This window comes from Micromonospora sp. NPDC051141 (assembly GCF_044455765.1).
In the GTDB taxonomy this organism is placed as follows: domain Bacteria; phylum Actinomycetota; class Actinomycetes; order Mycobacteriales; family Micromonosporaceae; genus Micromonospora.
Genome location: NZ_JBITFD010000014.1, coordinates 1 through 17284, shown reverse-complemented (window position 1 = coordinate 17284; position 17284 = coordinate 1). Strand labels below are relative to the sequence as shown.

At 67.3% G+C, this 17284-nt stretch carries 14 protein-coding genes and 3 pseudogenes; 6 read left to right on the top strand and 11 right to left on the bottom strand.

Annotation, left to right across the window (positions count from 1 at the left end):
- Positions 1–88 precede the first annotated feature (88 nt).
- Positions 89–462 (top strand): annotated as a pseudogene (locus ACIA6B_RS24400) (transposase); the annotation flags it as partial.
- Between the two features lie 391 nt (positions 463–853).
- A complete protein-coding gene (locus ACIA6B_RS24395; protein WP_396776630.1) occupies positions 854–1684 on the top strand; it encodes a glucose 1-dehydrogenase in 831 nt (276 codons plus the stop codon).
- A gap of 79 nt (positions 1685–1763) precedes the next feature.
- On the opposite strand, the gene ACIA6B_RS24390 is transcribed toward ACIA6B_RS24395, so the two are convergent.
- A complete protein-coding gene (locus ACIA6B_RS24390; protein WP_396776629.1) occupies positions 1764–2978 on the bottom strand; it encodes a low temperature requirement protein A in 1215 nt (404 codons plus the stop codon).
- Between the two features lie 293 nt (positions 2979–3271).
- Positions 3272–4141 carry an alpha/beta fold hydrolase gene (locus tag ACIA6B_RS24385; protein ID WP_396776934.1) on the bottom strand — a complete coding sequence of 290 codons (870 nt, stop codon included), beginning with the start codon at positions 4139–4141 and terminating at the stop codon, positions 3272–3274.
- On the opposite strand from ACIA6B_RS24385, the gene ACIA6B_RS24380 reads away from it, so the two are divergent.
- Entirely contained in the window at positions 4031–4288 is a 258-nt protein-coding gene (locus ACIA6B_RS24380; protein ID WP_396776951.1) for a hypothetical protein, read from the top strand. The genes ACIA6B_RS24385 and ACIA6B_RS24380 overlap by 111 nt on opposite strands.
- Positions 4289–4452: 164 nt before the next feature.
- On the opposite strand, the pseudogene ACIA6B_RS24375 reads toward ACIA6B_RS24380, so the two are convergent.
- The 5 genes and pseudogenes from ACIA6B_RS24375 to ACIA6B_RS24355 all read right to left on the bottom strand — a co-directional run.
- A pseudogene (locus ACIA6B_RS24375) lies at positions 4453–4806 on the bottom strand (transposase family protein); the annotation flags it as partial.
- 166 nt (positions 4807–4972) lie between these two features.
- On the bottom strand, positions 4973–5140 hold the full coding sequence (locus tag ACIA6B_RS24370; protein WP_396776628.1) for a hypothetical protein: 168 nt from the start codon (positions 5138–5140) through the stop codon (positions 4973–4975).
- Positions 5137–5388, bottom strand: coding sequence for a hypothetical protein (locus ACIA6B_RS24365; protein WP_396776627.1), 252 nt, complete (start codon positions 5386–5388; stop codon positions 5137–5139). The genes ACIA6B_RS24370 and ACIA6B_RS24365 overlap by 4 nt, the downstream gene beginning before the upstream one ends.
- Positions 5389–5723: 335 nt before the next feature.
- Positions 5724–6320, bottom strand: a complete 597-nt coding sequence (locus tag ACIA6B_RS24360; protein ID WP_396776626.1) for an LPXTG cell wall anchor domain-containing protein — start codon at positions 6318–6320, stop codon at positions 5724–5726.
- A 1123-nt stretch (positions 6321–7443) separates the two neighbouring features.
- Entirely contained in the window at positions 7444–7662 is a 219-nt protein-coding gene (locus ACIA6B_RS24355; protein ID WP_396776625.1) for a hypothetical protein, read from the bottom strand.
- Between the two features lie 1447 nt (positions 7663–9109).
- Here ACIA6B_RS24355 and ACIA6B_RS24350 point away from each other — a divergent pair.
- Entirely contained in the window at positions 9110–9571 is a 462-nt protein-coding gene (locus ACIA6B_RS24350; RefSeq protein WP_396776624.1) for a hypothetical protein, read from the top strand.
- Here ACIA6B_RS24350 and ACIA6B_RS24345 read toward each other — a convergent pair.
- Entirely contained in the window at positions 9527–9985 is a 459-nt protein-coding gene (locus tag ACIA6B_RS24345; protein ID WP_396776622.1) for a DUF4365 domain-containing protein, read from the bottom strand. The genes ACIA6B_RS24350 and ACIA6B_RS24345 overlap by 45 nt on opposite strands.
- Between ACIA6B_RS24345 and ACIA6B_RS24340 the strand changes: the two are divergent.
- Positions 9887–10237 (top strand): annotated as a pseudogene (locus ACIA6B_RS24340) (transposase family protein); the annotation flags it as partial. The gene ACIA6B_RS24345 and the pseudogene ACIA6B_RS24340 sit on opposite strands and share 99 nt — an antisense overlap.
- A 437-nt stretch (positions 10238–10674) precedes the next feature.
- Here the strand turns inward: ACIA6B_RS24340 and ACIA6B_RS24335 are convergent.
- From ACIA6B_RS24335 to ACIA6B_RS24325, 3 genes are all read right to left on the bottom strand, one after another.
- Positions 10675–10944 (bottom strand): hypothetical protein, encoded by a 270-nt coding sequence (locus ACIA6B_RS24335; protein WP_396776620.1) that lies wholly within the window; start codon positions 10942–10944, stop codon positions 10675–10677.
- Positions 10945–10961: 17 nt separating this feature from the next.
- Positions 10962–11282 (bottom strand): hypothetical protein, encoded by a 321-nt coding sequence (locus tag ACIA6B_RS24330; RefSeq protein ID WP_396776618.1) that lies wholly within the window; start codon positions 11280–11282, stop codon positions 10962–10964.
- 398 nt (positions 11283–11680) lie between these two features.
- Positions 11681–16642 (bottom strand): fibronectin type III domain-containing protein, encoded by a 4962-nt coding sequence (locus tag ACIA6B_RS24325; protein ID WP_396776616.1) that lies wholly within the window; start codon positions 16640–16642, stop codon positions 11681–11683.
- Positions 16643–17047: 405 nt separating this feature from the next.
- Between ACIA6B_RS24325 and ACIA6B_RS24320 the strand changes: the two genes are divergently transcribed.
- Positions 17048–17257, top strand: coding sequence for a hypothetical protein (locus ACIA6B_RS24320; protein WP_396776932.1), 210 nt, complete (start codon positions 17048–17050; stop codon positions 17255–17257).
- The last annotated feature ends 27 nt before the right edge of the window (positions 17258–17284 follow it).

The following is a 17284-nucleotide window of genomic DNA, read 5'->3' as shown; positions in this document are numbered from 1 at the left end:
TTTCGGCACGCCTGTTGCTCGGGCGGCCAGGGCAGCTCGGGCAGCGGCTTCGGCATCGATCAGGTCGGACTTGCCCTGCCAGCGGCGGGGCGCCAGCGACAACACCATCGGCATCAACCTGCTCAACCAAGCCCCCCCACCCTGGCCAAGACCTGGGCCGACGCCGGCTTCAAGAACCGCGTCGTCGAACACGGCGCCCACCTCGGCGTCGACGTCGAGATCGTCACCAAAGACCCACAGGTCAAAGGCTTCAGTGTGGTCAAACGCCGATGGGTTGTCGAACGCACCATCGGCTGGCTCATGCACCACCGGCGACTCGTCCGCGACTACGAAACCCCACCCGACAACTCCGCCAGCATGATCACCCTCGCCATGATTGACAACCTCGCTAAACGCCTCACCACCGAAAATACCCCAAACTGGCGAGAACCCCTACAACCACAACAAACACAAAAAACGTGAATCAGACGTCCTCTCCAGCGCGGGAACGTTGTCGGCCCAGGCCGCGCCGCTCAGCGGCCAGCCATGGATGAGGATGACAGGACGGCCCTCGCCTCCCGTGTCCTCGTAGTGCAGCGCGTTCTTCGAGGAACCCGTCTCGCTGGCCGCCCGCGATCACATTCTCTTGGTCGTTGCGGTTGATGACGACGATGCCGCCTGTCGTGCTCCCTACCCGCCACTATGCCCGACAATCGCTGACTCCGATCTCCTTACTGTCAGTACGCCCGACAGCGGCGCTGGGCCTCATAGGGGAACACCGGTGTTTGCTGCCGTTCGTTCGGGGCAGATGCACAGCCGGTCAGCCAATAAGTCAGCCGGTGAACGGAGCAGCCCATGAACGACGACCAGCAGATTGAGCCGCAGCAGCGTCCGCCTGGCAGCCTTGCCGGTATGCGCCGCAAGCCGGAACCATGGCGAAGACTCCTACCGCGGCTCAGGCCGGCTGGGCGGCAAGAGGGCACTGATCACCGGAGCCGACAGCGGCATCGGCCGTGCGGTCGCCATCGCCTTTGCCCGCGAAGGCGCCGACGTGCTCATTTCCTACCTCAATGAGGAACAGGATGCGCAGGCCACGGCGGCGCTGGTGCGCGATGCTGGCCGTCGCGCGGTACTCGTCGCCGGTGACCTCAGCGAAGCGGCATACTGTGAAGAGGTAGTTCGTCAGGCCGTGAACGAACTCGGCGGCATCGACATCCTCGTCAACAACGCCGCCTACCAGATGACGCATGAAACAGTCGAAGAGATCAGCGACGACGAGTGGCAACACACCTTCGACGTCAACATCACCGCGATGTTCCGCCTCGTACGGGCGGCGCTGCCGCACCTCGGGCGAGGAGCCTCAATCATCAACACCAGCTCCATCAACTCCGACATGCCCCGCCCGACATTGCTGCCATACGCGACCACTAAGGGCGCGATCGCCAACTTCACCGCCGGCCTGGCGCAGATGCTCGGCGAGCGTGGCATCAGAGTCAACAGCGTCGCACCGGGCCCGGTCTGGACACCGCTGATCCCCTCTACCATGCCACCGGAGCAGGTCGAGGAGTTCGGCAAAAGCACCCCGCTGGGCCGGCCGGGTCAGCCCAAGGAGGTCGCCCCCGTCTACGTCCTTCTCGCCTCCGACGAGGCCAGCTACATCTCCGGTGCCGTTATTCCGGTTACCGGAGGCAAACCCATCCTGTAGTCACCCACGCCCAGGCCCACGGCGGCCCGACCAGGCGCGGCAGCGCTCTTCGGCAGGTTCGGGCGCGATACCGCCGCTGTCACCCTGATTGCGCCGGTCGCTCTAGTGGGCGACCCGCCGCGCGATGCGCGTCGGCTAGGGCGACGCCGAACAGCGTCAGGGCGGCGGCCAGGGGTGCGGCCAGGGTCGGGGCGGACGCCAGCGGCACTGACGCGGCTGCGAGGACGGCGATCGCGATGACACGGCGACGTGACAGTCGGTCGTACACGACCCGTTCCAGGCGGATGCGCCCGTACAGGAACAGTGCCGGACCACCGAGGAGCACCGCCAGCCACGCCGGCTGCGCCCGCGCTGCGGGATGCGCGAGGGTCACCTCGGCGCCGGCCGAGATCGCAATGATGCCGATCACCATGACGACGTGGGCAACGCCCATCGCCCGGCCGGCGGACAACCGGTCAGGCGCGACGGCGATCGTCTCGGCGAGCACCTGACCGGAGCGGTAAAAGTAGATCCGCCACAGCAGTACGGTCGTCAGGTAGGACACGACCAGTGCGGTAGACGTCGCCGCCGTGACGCTTTGGTTGGTGAAGGTAACCCCGACGGCCAGCAGGCTCTCGCCGAGCGCGATCATCAGCAGCTGCTGATAGCGCTCGGGCAGGTGGTGGCCGCTGTCCATAGCCCAGGCGCTGACCGCCTGACGCCGCATGCCCGGCACTGGCCAACGCAGTTGCGCCACGACGATGTCCACGCTCACCGCAATGCCCCATAGGGCAGCTCGGCCGCCTCCGGCCAGCAGCGCGCCGGCGATCCAGATCGGCGCCGTGGCCGCGGCCCACAGCGCCGACCGCAGGTAGACCGACCGCAGGTCGTGACCGCGCAGAGCGGGCATGAACATCAGCGGCCGGGCGATGTGCAAAATCAGGTAAGGCAGGACGAACGCCAAGCCGCGCCCGGAGAAAGCGGCCGGCAGCGACGTCGACATGATCAGCAGGCCGAAGGCGCTGACCAGGACTATCCACTGGATCTTGCGGCGGCGCGCGTCGAACCAGCTGGTGATGTGCGCCGTGGTGATCCACAGCCAAATCAGGGGCATCGCCAGTACCAGGAGGTAGGCCAACGACTGCCAACGCAGCACCGCGTTGGCGCCGGCCAGGTCGCGAACAACTCGGCTGACGACCCCGGACAGGGCGAAGACCAGCACCAGATCAACGAACAGTTCCAGGAAGTTCGCCTGCCGCACGTCTTGGCGGCGCGGCAACAGGTCCCGACCGCGCCCGCTCTGGCTCGCATCCATCACCCACCATGCTCCACCGGGCGCGCGTGCCGGGGAGTGGGTTCGGCCGCATCGGATTCGACACCGGCGAGTCAGGCTTCCCGACCGATGTCACTACCTGCTCCCGACAACAGGAAACGGGTAGGGATCAAGGACTCCACTGGCAGGCACACCACGAGCCTCGACAATGCTTCAAGCCCGGCCGGCCGGCCCTTCAGTGATCAGCACAACCTCGGCGACATCCTCTCCTGGGTCTGACGTAACTTGACCGAGAGATCGTGCCTTCGCGGGATCGCGACGTGGGCATCGCACGCTCAGCCAGCGATACGAGAGTGCCGACCAAGGGCGGGACCGGCACCGTCACAGGCGAGAAAGTTATGCACAGCCGCGGACAGATCGTCGGGGTTCTCCTCCGCGACATGGTGCCCGGACTCGATAGGGCACCCACGAAGATCCTTGGCCCACGCTCTCCAAACGGAGAGCGGATCACCGTACAGCTTCTCCATATCGTCCTTGGTAGACCAGAGAAACAGCGTTGGGCAGGCTACGGTGCGACCGGCGCGCTGGTCGGATTCCTCGTGCTCCCGGTCGACTCCGAGACCGGCGCGGTAGTCCTCCAGCATTGCCCGGACGGTGGCGGGATTGTGGATCGCTTGTCGGAACTCGTGGTAGTTCTCGGCCCCCATGCTCTCGGGCCGCGCTTTGCTCGCGTACCAGGCGTCCGGATCGGCGGTGATCACCCGCTCCGGCGTCTCTGGCTGAGCGAAGAAGAACCAGTGATACCAGGCGCGGGCAAACGTGGCGTCACAGCGGGCGAGCGCCTCGCTGATTGGAACACCGTCGATGACCACTAGGTGGCTAACCGAGTGAGGATGATCCAGTGTCAGGCGCAGTGCGACGTAGGCGCCGCGGTCGTGCCCGACGGTGGCGAACGTCGAATGGCCCAGGGCATTCATCAGCCGGACCAGGTCCGCTGCGACAACTCGCTTGGACTGTTGCGAGTGATCGGCGAGGATGGGAGCCTTCCCCGACTGCCCGTAACCGCGCATGTCCGGACAGACGACGGTAAACCCATGAGCTACCAACTGCGGCGCGACTCGATGCCAGGTCGAGCCGGTACGGGGATGTCCATGGATGAGAAGAATCGGGTGACCTCGTCCGGCATGCCGGACACGAAGCTCCACCTCTCCCACGTCAATCCGCTCGTCCGTGAAGTCATGAAACACGAGAAACAACTGTCCGGGCGGCCCACCGGTCAAACATCTCTCTTCTCGACTCGAGCGTGCGTACGCAGCCGCCCGTTCCTGACAGCGGTGCTCCCGCGCACCTGAGCCGCGAGGCCAGCCAGAAGGCGTCGGCCACGACGGCGGCCCGCTCACTCAGACGCGGCCGACACGCCGGCCGTGCCGCCGCTGGGAAAGCTCCACCTCACTCGCCGGTCCTCGCCCATTTCAAGATTCAGCTCTGTTACCAACGTCCCTGGGCAGTACATCTAGCTCGGGGCGGCCAGGCGGTGGTCCCGGGTCGGGATGAGGGTGCCGTCGACGATGGTGATTTGGTCGACCCGACGCCGGCGTCCCGGTGCCAGAGCGAGCAGGGGGCCGACGGTGTCGATGACCCGATGGGCGGCGGAGTGCGACACCCCGAACAGCGGGCCGATCTGCCGCATCGTGAGGTTCGTGCGCCAGTACGCCGCGACCAACAACACCCGGTCGGCGAGGTCGAGAGACCACTGCCGGCCAGGACGGCCGTCGGTGATTGCGTCACCGCCACGCTCGGCGACCAGCCGGACCAACCTGCGGAACTGGGCTGGCTGCACCTCGGTGACCTGGCGGCGCAGCACCTCCATGACGAGCTGCTCGCCCCGCTGACCCCCGTCGAACGCGACCAGCTGGTGCAGTTGCTCACTCAGCGGTCAGCCAGGCAAATCCTGTGCCGACATGTCCAATGCAAACCGCAGCGCCCAGCGGCAAGGCTGCGGTCGAACGGTCAACCGCCGTCACTACAACACGCCCTCAATGCCGGCCGCGACCGTCCAGTTGAGCAGCCACTACCACGTCGGAGAGGGTCCGGAGCCGGGCACCGTCGCGCACCCGGCAGCCGCGATCGACCAGCAGGGAGCTGATCTCGGCGATGCTGCGGCTGATCGTCGAGCGGTGCACCCCGAACCAGGCCGCGATCACGTCGTGGGTGAGCCCGTGACGGAGATGGAGACCAGCGTGGCCAGCAGCCGATCCACGAACCCGAACCGGCGCCTGGCACCTGCTCCGATCCGGCGACGGCGTATCCGCGAGGCGAGCCGGTCACGGTGCCGTGTCCGCCGCCGCGGCCTCAACTCGCTGACCAGGTCCTCAATCACCGAGCGGGACAGGCCCGTCAAACGCCGGTTGGTCATGATCGCAGCGCCGACCATGACGCGAACAACGATCATCGATGCTCAAGGACTCGCTACCGTGCACGAGATCGTTAGGCCCATAAATGCAATACACCGGAGTTTTGGTTAACCCACTCACACTTGATTCAGCCACCTGGACCGTAGCTTTTGGAAGTTACAAGGCGGCGACGAGACCTGGACTGGCGCCACCCCGGGCAGACGATCACCCTAGGAACACCCCGCATCCGCAACTATCGATCATTGCCATGCCTCCTAGTTGCGTTTCAGCAGGTCAGCGCGACATCAAAGAAGAGTGCGGCTGGGAGTGTAAGGCCCTACCTGCGTACTTTTAATCCTCAGGAGCGCTCTTCGCCCCCGCTACTTACAGCGCGCTACATTGCCAGGAGTTTTTGATGGCCGGGCTGGTTGATACTGGGGTTATCGTCTGCCCGATCCCGTCGCGTTCCGGCAGGGTAGCTGGCGGCCCAAGCCGGTGGCTCGGCCCGGCCAGAGCGCATGTTGGAGGCGTTGTCCCAGCCTGCGGGGCGCCGAGACTCCAGCGGAATGCTGAAGCCTCGGCGCTTTGCTTGCTCGCCTGAGCGCAGAGCGCTCCCGCGTGTAGGTCTCTGGCCGCTGAGGCGAGTCCGGTAGATCAGGCGTACGCGGCGACGCCGTGCGACGAGGACCAACCCGACACCGACCGCGACAGCGACCGCAGCTGCGCCGACGAGCAGCATGGTGTCGGCGCCGGTAACCGGCAGGCCCGGGTCGGCGCTGTTGTCACCGGTGGCCGGCAGGCCCGGGCCGGCACTCGAAGGCGACGGCGACGCCGACGGCGAGACGCTCGGCGAACTCACGGCGACCTTCTTTGCTGGCACGAAGACACGCGGCTCGTCGCTGTCGTCGGCGCTGACCTGCGCCGTCGTGTGGTCACCCGCGCCGCTGTCGCTGGTCAGGACCTTCCAGCCCGCCGGACCGGTGAAGGTCAACAGGACGTCACCGGCCGGCAGGTGGGGGAGGCGGAAGAGGCCCTTGCCGTGTGTGGTGGCCTCGACGTACTTCGGTCTTGCCGTCGGTGCTGGTGGCAACCACCTCGAACCCGGGAACGCCGGGCGTCTGGGGCAGCCACTCGGTGTCATACAACTTGCTGGCGTCGGAGGTTGAGTTCGACGTCGGGGCAGTTCCTCGATCGAGACATAGCCGTTGAGAGCCCGCCAGGCCAGTTCCTCGTCTCCGGGCCCAGCCGGTCTTGATCACGCCCCGGCGGACGCCACTGCCGCCCACCGGACAGGACCGGACGTGAGGGACGCTCGTCGCACGAGCACCCACCGAGCACCCAACCGACCACAAGGGACAGATATAAGAAGGGGCCTGACCGCCGTTTCGGCAGGTCAGACCCCTCATGATCTTGTGCGCCCGAAGGGACTCGAACCCCTAACCTTCTGATCCGTAGTCCGATTCATCGATGAGTCGACAAATCGTCCAGTCCCGTCCAACCGGGTCCCACCCAGTCTGAACAGGCACCCGCAGGTGCGGAGTTCCAGCGACACTTACCGATGTCACGGATGGTGTCTAAATCCACACAGGTTCTCATGAATCCGTGCCAGTACCCCGACGTCCGAGCACCCACAGGCCCGCACAACCTCCGCCGGACCACATCGCCCGATGGTCTCGCCCTCGATGCGACGGTGTATTGCGGCGAGCCGCGGCATGAAGCCCGAAACCACCGCCGGATCTCAGCGATCTCGCTGCTCTGGTGCCTGACCACCCGGCCCGTCGGGGTCACCGCGCCGGACCGGCCGCGACGTTGACGACGAGCCTTGGCCCGGGATGTTGTTCAATCCTCGCCGGTGGCGGAGCGCCGGCTTTGGTCGCGCCCGCCGCGGTGCCCGGCACCGGTTGACCCTGGTCGTGACCGCAGCGGTCTGTGGCGCGGCACGTGGAGACTCTCCGCGCTGAACAACGCGTTCGGGTTCGGCGGCCACAACGTGACGCTCGTGTTCACCCGCGCCTGATCCGGCGCCGCCGGCCGCTCACGCGCCCGCCCGACCACCGGGCGCGACGGCGGCGGTCGACGCCGCGACGCGGGCTGCTCCCGGGCGCGGTGGCGGCTCAGGTCCGGTTACGGGGGTGCCGGCGCGCGTGACGTTCGTTGCCCCGGCGGTAGTTGCCGGTCCACCGGGCCATCACCAGTTGCGGATCGGCGTCAACCTCGGCGAGGAACTCCGCCGCCCGTCCACCCCGCAACGTCCCGGCGACCCGCCCGTGATGCGTGATGACCACCGCCCCGTCCGCCCGTTCGGTGTACGCGAACCCCTGCGCCTCTGCCACGCCCGGCACCCTCTCATCTCCACCCGCACCGCGCAGCTCATTTCACCTCGGCCTCGACCCGGGCGAGGAGGCCCCGAGATCCGTGTCCGCGGGTTCCCGTCCGTACGTCTCCGACTCCAGGGTCGCGATGCTGGGCACCCAGGCAAGGTGACCATCACCCCGCCGTACGTGACGGTGTTCGCGCACCTGCCCGGATATCCGCCCTGGGATTTGGTCGCGCTGACCGGGATCGGGCCGGTCGTCGAGGACGCACGGTACAACCAGCGAGCGCGGAGATCGCCGCGCTGGCCTGGCATGCCCGGCTGCTCAGCAGTGGGCAGTTGAGCCAAGTGATTGAGGCGGCCGAAGGTATACGGCACCCCGGTCACGTCGTCCTTGATTGAGGGGTCCAACTCGTGGCTGAGTCAGGTGAACGTCGGGGAGGTGTCCCGGCCACCTCGGCGCAGGTAGCGGGTCAGTTGCCGACCGGCTGTGTACTCAGCGGCTGGGTTTTGCGGTATCGGCCATCGGAGGGCGCGGTAGAGCTCGATTCGGTATAAATCCCATGCGGCCTCCACTAGGTCGCCGAATACCGCTGCTACGCGCACCGCCGCCACGTAGCCGCTCGATGCGACGATGAGCGCAACCGGCAGCGCCCACCAGCTCCAGATGGTCCAAACCGTGATCAGGGCACCCCAGAGCACCGTCGCGGTCGCGGCGTCGAGCCGAGCCCGGATGCTGAATCGCCCAGTAGTGCTTCCCACGTCTCGATCAGCTCGTTGAGCAGCGGTGACAAACTCTCGGACCACCATCGAACAGTCAACGACTCAGTGCGCCGAGTGGCCGCATCGAGAGCCGCGGGAGGCGCCGGCATGGGCAGTCAGCCCAGCAACTCCTCCACGCCGAGCGGACCTGTCCGCATCAATGCACAGTAGCGGTCACCACACAGGCGTTGTGTCGGATGGCTGTCAAGCGCGATCGGCTAGCTCATGCACCAACGCCGGCTCGCCAGCGACTAGAGGACATCTGATTCACGTTTTTTGTGTGTGATGCGGTTCTAAGGGCTCTCACCAGGCTGGGGGGTTTCGGCGGCGAGCAATTGGCGAGGTCGTCGATCATGGCGAGGTGACAAAGCTGGTGGAGTTGTCGGAGCGGGCTCCGGCGACCTCGCTCATCGGCACCAGCGCCGCCACTGGTAGCGGTCACGTGCCCACGACAGTGCGGCGGCCCGTCCCTCAGAGCGGGTCGACGGACGCCGGATGCCCGACGGCGGGCCGCCATTACTCAGCGTCCCACACGGCCTCACACCCTGGGCGAAGAAGTCTCACTTTTTCTCCGACTTTCTCCGGTAGCGGACGGGCGGACTGTGGCGTGGCGGCAACGGAACGTGTAGGCATGAACACCAGGGCCGGGTGCCTCCCCCGTGGTGCCCGGCCTCTCAACGCCTTCGATCGGGTAGGAGCCACGCATGGCGGAGAAGTACTGGCTGCGGCTGGACCACGAAGGGCTGGGAATGCCGCTGCCAGCGGTCTACGTCCCGACCGGTCACCTGCCCCCGAGGTGGCCCCTCGAGCAGCACTTCGTCGACGTCCTTAACCATGATGAGAATGCCGATCTGCCCATCGTCGCCGGCCTGGCCGCCGACATCGCCGACCCGGCGGGCATGCAGCTGCTCGCCGTGGAAACGGCGGCGTCCGGGGCGCAACGTCACGCGGCCGTGGTGGACGCCTGCTCGGTCACGGCGGTGGCCACCGGCCGCTACACCGAACCGTCGACCCGGGATTGGCGCGAGCAGGCGTACGCCGGCCGGCTGCTCATCGTCGTCCTGGGGCACCTACTGGTGCAGGCCTCGACGACGCCGCTGGAGCTGCTGTTCACCCCGGGATCACGCATGGGCGTGGTCGCTCTCGTGGCAAACCAGGTTCCCTGAACCGCCGCCGGACGGCGTCCCACCCCCGCCTCTCTCGCCGGCCGTGTCCGACGAAAACAGACCCTTTTGATCCGTGTGGGGCCGGTTGTTGGCCTTGCTCTGCACCATGATGACCTGGTTAAGCGCGTTGCCGTCGGCGACGAGCTCGATCTCCCCGTCGATGCCGTGGTCCACCCGACGGTCGTGGTACAGGAAGCCTATCTCGTTGACACGTCGGCTGATCATCGAGACCTCGCCCTCGCCGATCAACGTCTGCGGACTCACCTGAAGGACGTCTCGTAACTCAGTGAGTGGTCCATGATGGATCACGTCGGGGTGCAGGTGATCTCGGCGGGCCGCCAGGAGTGGATCTTCCCGTTCACCAGGCCTCAGCCCGGTCAGTTCCGCAGGCTGCTCCGGCTGGCCGCCGAGCATGGCGGAGACGTGATCGCTGATGGTCGGCCGGGTCGGCAGGGTTGCTCGACCTCGCCGACCGGGTACTGCTGGTTGTCGCGTACTGGCGCACTAACCTGACCATGCGGCAGATCGGACCGCTGTTCGGGGTGCCGCACTCCGCCGCTCGCAGGGTGAGCGACACTCTCGGCCCGCTGCTGGCTCTGGCGCCGGTGCAGGGTTGACCAGATCAGCATCGTCGACGGCACGCTCAACCCGACCCGCGACCGCCGGCGCCGCCGGGAAGAAGCGCCGTCGGACCTCGCCGAGGGTGATGAGTCATCGTCGGATTCGGCGCTGCCGTGTCGGTCCCGGCGAGGTAGCCGTGGGTGCACGCGTGCGCGATCGCCGGCCTGCTGTCGGCCACCAACACACCGACCGCACCAAGAACGCCACCAAGCCACTCAAAGCGCTACCAGCCGCACCTCACCGCCGATGAGGCGGCCGGCCCTCCCGACAAACCGTGCACGAGGTCGTTAGGGGAGCAGATTCAGCGCCCTGAGGGCTTCGGCTGGCAGGGCCCAGGGGCCATCGGTTTCGTGTTCATGGCCGAGCATGATCGCGGCGGCGCGTGCTCCCGCGATGAGGGCTAGTGCGATCCGAAAGGCATCGCCAGGGACGGTGATCGCTCACGGCCCGATCAGGAAACTCTGTCCCGTCAGCAGGCACGGTCAGCAGAACCAGCCGTCCTGCACCCAGCCGCGCCGATTGACGTGACCGTAGGCAAACCCGTAGACGTAGCCGCCGCTGCGAGGACCCTCGACCAGGAACGTCTGACCCCGATAGAGGGTGCCCATCCAGGCGCCGACGGGCTGAGTGCGGACGAACAGGTCACTCGCGCACACCGTTTCCCGCTCCCCGATCGTGCCGTTGGCGGCCTGCGCCGGGGTCGGCATGGCGAGTGTCGCGGCGACGACCGCGACCAGCAGACCGGCGGTCACCCGGGTGCTACATCGGCTCACCACGAGTCGTACCCACCGATGCACTCGGCGCGCAGGTAGCCCCAGTCGTTGGGGCCGAAATCGAAGGAAGCCGCCCACCCGTTGTAGACCGGGTGCGCCCCCGGCGTATGGCCGATCTTGTTGCCGTAGGCCAGGGTGCGCTTCAGGCCGGTCGGACCGCCCGCGGAGTCGTAGTTGGCGTAGAAGCTGGCGCTCTGGCAGATCACGATGGCGTGCCGTGGCACCACCGGGTCGGCCTGGGCCGGCGTGGCGCCCAGGGCGACCGTTGCCGCTCCGATGGCCAACGCGGCGGCAACCGCGCGCTCTCGTCGGGGCATGCCCACCTCCCGTACGGCGAAACTTTCCCACCGCAGACCCTATCGACGGGTTGATAAATGTCGATGGCGAGGTGGTAGTCGAGCGGGCTCCCGAGGACGCCACTGCCGCCCACCGGACGCGACCGGACGCGAGGGACCCTCGTCGCACGAGCACCCACCGAGCACCCGGCCGACCCCAAGGGACCGACACAAGGAGGGGCCTGACCGCCGTTCCGGCAGGTCAGGCCCCTCCTTGATCTTGTGCGCCCGAAGGGACTCGAACCCCTAACCTTCTGATCCGTTGGCCTCGGACAGGACGTCACCGCTCTACGCGACGCGCAGACCCGGAGAGAGATGGTCGCGATGCCGGCAGCCGGACCCGGTTCTCGTCCGGGGCCGGCTGCCGGGTCGGTTCGGGATCAGTACAACCAGTTGCACTCGGAGGTACCGCCGTAGCGACGCCCCGTATCGAAGACGAAGTATCCACCCCAGTAGAGGTTGGCCTCTTTCTCGAACCTGTTCCCCTCGTAGGCGTTCCCGGTCGTTAGCCTCGAGTAGGCCGACTGGGTTCCGTAGTCCGCCAGGAAGTTTGCCGCAGACAGGTAGCGCGAGTACGCGTCGGAGTGGATGACCTCGTGCCGTGGGAGATCCGGACCCCTGATGTCGGCGGAGGTCCGTCCGTAGCCGAAGCGGATGTTCGCCCGCTTGTACGCCTCACACCGCAGGCGGGACCGGTACGAACTCTCGCTGCCGCCGTAGAAGAAGTAGTCTCCGACGGTTGCTGGTTGATCTCCTGCCGGGGAGGTGCCGTAGCACACCCGCGAGCCGAAGCCCGGGTCACACCAGCTTCCGCCCCCCAATACCCGGGTGGCGACGAGGTTACTGCCGTTGATGTCGTTTCCGCCGCGGGTCCTCGCATATTCGGAGCGTTGGACGACTGCCTCGGCGATCGGGGAGTCGGCGCTCTCGCCGGACATGTTGAAGGCGACCACCCGGAACTCGTGCAACTCGCCGTCCGAGAATCCGTACTTCAGGGCGGCAGAGGTGCCCGTGGCAGGCAGTGGCAGCCGGATCCAGTGCCAGTCCCCGGCAGTCCGGTATTCCATCCAGTAGTACACCCCGGCGGTGCTGCTCCTGGTCCAGCTCAGGTTCACCTGGCTGACCCCGTTGGAGCTGGCGGAGAGCGACGACACGCGCGTGGGCACGGGCGGCATGGGTTTGGCCGAGGCGACGTTGCTCGGCGTGCTGTCACCGGACATGTTCGTCGCCCGCACCCGGAAGTTGTACGTGGTGCCGTTGCCCAGGTAGCCGGCCACGAAGGTGCAGCACGACGTGATCGGCACCTTGACCCTGGTCCAGGTCGACGAGGTGCTCGTCTTGTATTCGACCAGGTAGTAGACGTTCGGCGTCGGACTCTTGGTCCACGTCAACGTCACTTTGCCGTTCCCGGCCGCCGCACTCAGCCCGGACGGCGCCTGCGGGAAGGGTGGCATTGGCCGGGCCGACGCGGTGTTGCTCGGAGAACTGTCCCCCGCCTGGTTGGTGGCCCGTACTCGGAAGTCGTAGGTCGTGCCGTTGCTGAGGTACCCGGCCACGAAGGTGCAGCACTGGGTGACCGGCAACTTGAGCCGGGTCCAGTTCGCCGCGCCGGAGGCCCGGTACTCCACCAGGTAGTACACCTTCGCCGTGGAGCTGGCCGTCCATCGCAGCGTCACCTTGCCGTCGCCCGCACTGGCGGTCAGACCGGACGGAGCCTGGGGAAATGGCGGAAGAGGGTTCGCCGCCGCGACGTTGCTGGTCGCCGACTGACCGGCCATGTTGCTGGCTGCCACCCGAAACTCGTAGCGGTGACCGCTGGTAAGGTAGCCCGCCGTCATCGAGCAGCAGGTCGCCGGCAACGCGACCTTCTGCCAGGACTGTCCCGCGGTCGAGTCGCGGAGGTAGACGTCGTAGTAGACGCCGCCGGTCGGGCTCGCCGTCCAGTTCAGGACGACCTTCCCGTCCCCCGACGTCGCGGTCAGGCCGGACGGTGCGGCCGGTAGCGGTGGTAAGGGCTTGGCGCTGGCGACCGACGTCGGCGTGGACTCCCCGGCGCCGTTGATGGTGGTGACCTTGAACTCATAGACATCGCCGTTGGTGAGGTAACCGGCGGTCATGGTGCAGCAGGCGGTGACCGGAGTGCCCACCTTCTGCCACGACTGGCCGGCGCTCATGTTGCGCAGATAGACCTGGTACCAGGAACCGCCGGTCGGGCTGGCCGTCCAGTTGAGGATCACCTTGCCGTCGCCGGCGGTAGCCGTCAGCCCACCCGGTGCCTGAGGCACCCCGCCCACGGCGGTGACCCGGACGGTCGCCGACGCGACACCCTCCCCGCCCTGACTCTCACCGGTCACCTTGAACTCGTAGACATGACCGTCGGCCAGATAGCCCCGGGTCGCCGAGGTCGTGCTGCTGGGCAGCGAGGACTTGGTGAACGTCGCCTGCCCCGCGGTGACATCGCGCTGGTAGACCCAGTAGAAGAGGCCGGACGCCGGCGCGTCCCAGTTCAGTTCGATGGTGCCGGACCCGGCCGGTTGACCGCGCAGATTGGTCGGTGCGGCCGGACGGGGCTGGCTACTCGTCGCGGACACCACGTTTCCGGTGGGGCCCTCACCACCGGAGTTGATCGCGGCGATCTTGAACTCGTACGAGTGGCCGTTGGTAAGATAACCGGCCATCATCGTGCAGCAGCTGGTGACCGGGGTGGCGAGCTTGGTGAAAGCGGCGTCTCCGGCGGTGACGTCCCGCTGATAGACCTGGTACCAGAGATCCGGGCCGGGAGCCGTCCAGACCAGCTTGATGGTGCCGTCGGCCTGGGCCGTCGCGGTCAGTGCGCTGGGGGCCGCGGGCAGCGGGGCCGTCGGCGTCACCGCGACGACGTTGCTCGCCGTGCTCTCCCCGCCCGACCCGCTGGCGGTCACTCTGAACTCGTAGCGATGGCCGTTGGTGAGATAACCGGCCGTCATCGTGCAGCAGGTGGTGACCGGGAACTCCAGCTGGTTGAACACCGTCTCGCCAGCGGTCACGTCCCGCACGTACACCAGGTGCCAGTTGTCGGCGACACCGTCCCAAGTCAGCACCGCCTGGCCGTTCCCGGCCGTGGCCCGCAGGTTGGTCGGGGCGGCGGGCGCCGCGATGTCAGCGGTCGCGGAGGCGACGGCGGACGTCGGTGACTCACCGGCGGCACCGAACGCGCTGACCTTGTACTCGTAGGTGTGCCCGTCGACCAGACCGCCGGCGGTCATCGTGCAGCAGGTGTCGACCGGCCACTCCAGCCTGGTGAAGTCCGCCTCACCGGCCGTGACGTCGCGCTGGTACACCTGGAACCAGACCTCGGGCTGCGACTGCTGCCAGGTGAGCTTGATGCTGCCGTCCGCCTGCGCAGCTGCGGCCAGGGCGGTAGGGGTGGCCGGAAGGGGACGCTGCGCGGTCGCCGTGGCCACGCCGGACTGCACCGACTCACCGCCCTTGCCGAGGGCGGTGACCGTGTATTCGTAGGTGTGCCCGTTGGCCAGGCCGCCGGCGGTCATCGTGCAGCAGGTGTCGACCGGCCACTCCAGCCTGGTGAAATCCGTCTCGCCGGCGGTCACGTCGCGTTGGTAGACGTAGAACCAGTCAGTGCTGTTGGTGTGCGTCCATTGAAGTTTGATGTCGCCGGTGGTCTGGGTAGCGGCGGTCAGCCCGGTGGGGGCCGACGGTCTGCTGTAGAACGCTGTCGCGGTCACCTCCACCGACCGTGGCGACTCGCCGCCGCCGTGTACGGCCACCACCTGGAACGCGTACTGATGGCCGTTCTCCAGGCCGCTCAGCGTGAGAGTGGTGTCCTGCGGGGAGGAGTCCCACTGCCGGCTGGCCTCGGTCTCACCGGCGGTGATGTCACGCCGGTAAACCTCGTACCGCCAGACGTTCGGAACGGTGTTCCAGTTGAGCGTGATGGCACCGCCGTCGGCGGCGGCCGCCACCAGACCGGTCGGCGCCGTCGGCACTCCGATGGTGACGGTCACCGCGGCGGGGGCGGAGAGCGGTCCGGCCCCGGCGGTGTTGCGGGCCGCGACCCTGAACTCGTAGGCGTGGCCGGTCTCGTAAAACACGCTCAGCGCGGTGGAGGTTCCGGTGATTCCGGTCGAGACCCGCGCGAAGTGGGTCTGCCCCGCCGTCACGTCCCGCTGGTGGACCTCGTAGGTCAAAGCGGTACCGGCGGGCGCCTGCCAGCGTAGGCTGACGGCGCCGCTACTGTCAGCCTGCGCCGTCAGGGCGGTGGGCGCGGCGGGCACCGCGGTCGGATCGGGAGTGGGCCGGGGCCAGTCGACCTCGACGAACCGGGGCCGGTAGGTGCTCACGTCGCCGTAGACGGCGTCCGCGACGAGACTGTTGACGTTGTACGACACCAACAGCTTTCCGGTACGTGCCAACTCCGGGTGCACCCGGGAGTCGTACACGATGCTGCCCGGGATGGTGGCCGGTTCCGGGGCGGTGAACAACGGCACCGGGCCGGCGAAGGGCCCGGTGGGCGAGGTGGCGGTGTAGGCCACGAAGTCGGCCGAGAAGGTGAGGTTGTTTTCCTGGGTGACCAGAACGTAGGCGCCGCCCACCTTCTGCACGCCGAAACCGGCGCCAACGCCGGAGAGCACCCGAGCGGAATCGCCCTGGGCCGTGGACCAGCCGCTGCCGGTCCAGAACTGCCAGGCACCGGAGAGTCCGCCGGCCGGCACCCGGGCGACGTGGGCGAAGCGCATCTGGCCGACGGATTCGGCCCCGTAGATGTAGGTGAACGCGCCATCCTCAAGCACCGCCGAGCCCCAGGCGATCCTGTTGCCGTAGCCCCGGTCCACGATGCTTCGCACGGTCAACGCCGGCAGATCGAAGGTAACCACGGTGCTGTCCAGTTGGGCGAAGTCCAGCGGTCCGGTGCCCGTCGTCTTCATCCGCTGGTAGACCACCCGCAGCACGCCGCTCTCGACCGTGCCGTCGCCGACCCAGTACTTGTCGGCGCTGCCATCGGATGGACGGACGAGCGAGGCGGGTGCGGCGACCGAGCCGCCGTGCAGTGTCTGGACCAGGGTAGATCCGTCCTGCACCACGATGGAATTGTTCACCATCGGGGTGTTCTTCGGCAGAGTGTGGTCCGCGTTGACGGTGCCGATCAGGCTGTCCGAGAACAGCCAGGCGTTACGGCCGTCCGGCAGCGGGATCGAGACAGTGCTGTCTCCACTCGTCCACTTGCCGCCGGTGTCGCCGTACGAGTTGAATTCGGTGTTGAGTAAAGCGGCCGTCATCCCGCCCTCGGGCAGGGCGGCGGCGGCAGGCCCGGGGGGCACGCCGACCAGCAGGCCGAGGGTCACCGCACCGAAGAGTGCGCCAGCGACACGGGTCCGGGCCCGCGAATGTCTCTTCAATTTGTCTCCCGTTGTCTGGGGCACATCGTCACAACGGTCGATTCAAAGCAGCATCAGTCGTTCAGGTAAGGCATCGGTACGTCTCCATCTAGAGATGGGTCAAGAGTGTGTGCTAATCGCAGGGCACGGTCGGCCCGGTGGCCACTCCTCGGCCGGGTCCGCACCGTAACTCAGGGTGGCTGCGTAACGACCTATGACTGGACGAAGGACGACCGGCTGGAGACGACCAGCTACTCTGGCTGCGGCACCAATCCCACCCCTGTCACCTACGAATACGGGCGCGCCGGGAACCTGATCACCCGCACCGACGCCACCGGCACCACCACCTACGAGTAGGACAACCTCAACCGGCTGCACCGACGCACCAACCCCGGCACCGCCACGTTCGTCTATGAGCACGACCTCTCCGGAAACCTCACCGGCCTCACCGACGGCCGCGGCATGACCAAGCACTACTACAACACCCGCAACTGGCTGGTCCGCACCGACACCGCTAGGGCCTGTGTCGAAGTCGGTCACAGCCACTCGTTGATGGCGGCGAGGTGGATGGTGGCCTCATAGCGGACGGCCAGCTTGTCGAAGCGGGTG

Coding starts and splice junctions, on each gene's coding strand:
- ACIA6B_RS24390 (WP_396776629.1), bottom strand. CDS start 2,978: ATGGATGCGAGCCAGAGCGGGCGCGGTCGGGACCTGTTGCCGCGCCGC.
- ACIA6B_RS24380 (WP_396776951.1), top strand. CDS start 4,031: ATGAGCTACCAACTGCGGCGCGACTCGATGCCAGGTCGAGCCGGTACG.
- ACIA6B_RS24365 (WP_396776627.1), bottom strand. CDS start 5,388: ATGATCGTTGTTCGCGTCATGGTCGGCGCTGCGATCATGACCAACCGG.
- ACIA6B_RS24350 (WP_396776624.1), top strand. CDS start 9,110: ATGGCGGAGAAGTACTGGCTGCGGCTGGACCACGAAGGGCTGGGAATG.
- ACIA6B_RS24345 (WP_396776622.1), bottom strand. CDS start 9,985: ATGCTCGGCGGCCAGCCGGAGCAGCCTGCGGAACTGACCGGGCTGAGG.
- ACIA6B_RS24330 (WP_396776618.1), bottom strand. CDS start 11,282: ATGCCCCGACGAGAGCGCGCGGTTGCCGCCGCGTTGGCCATCGGAGCG.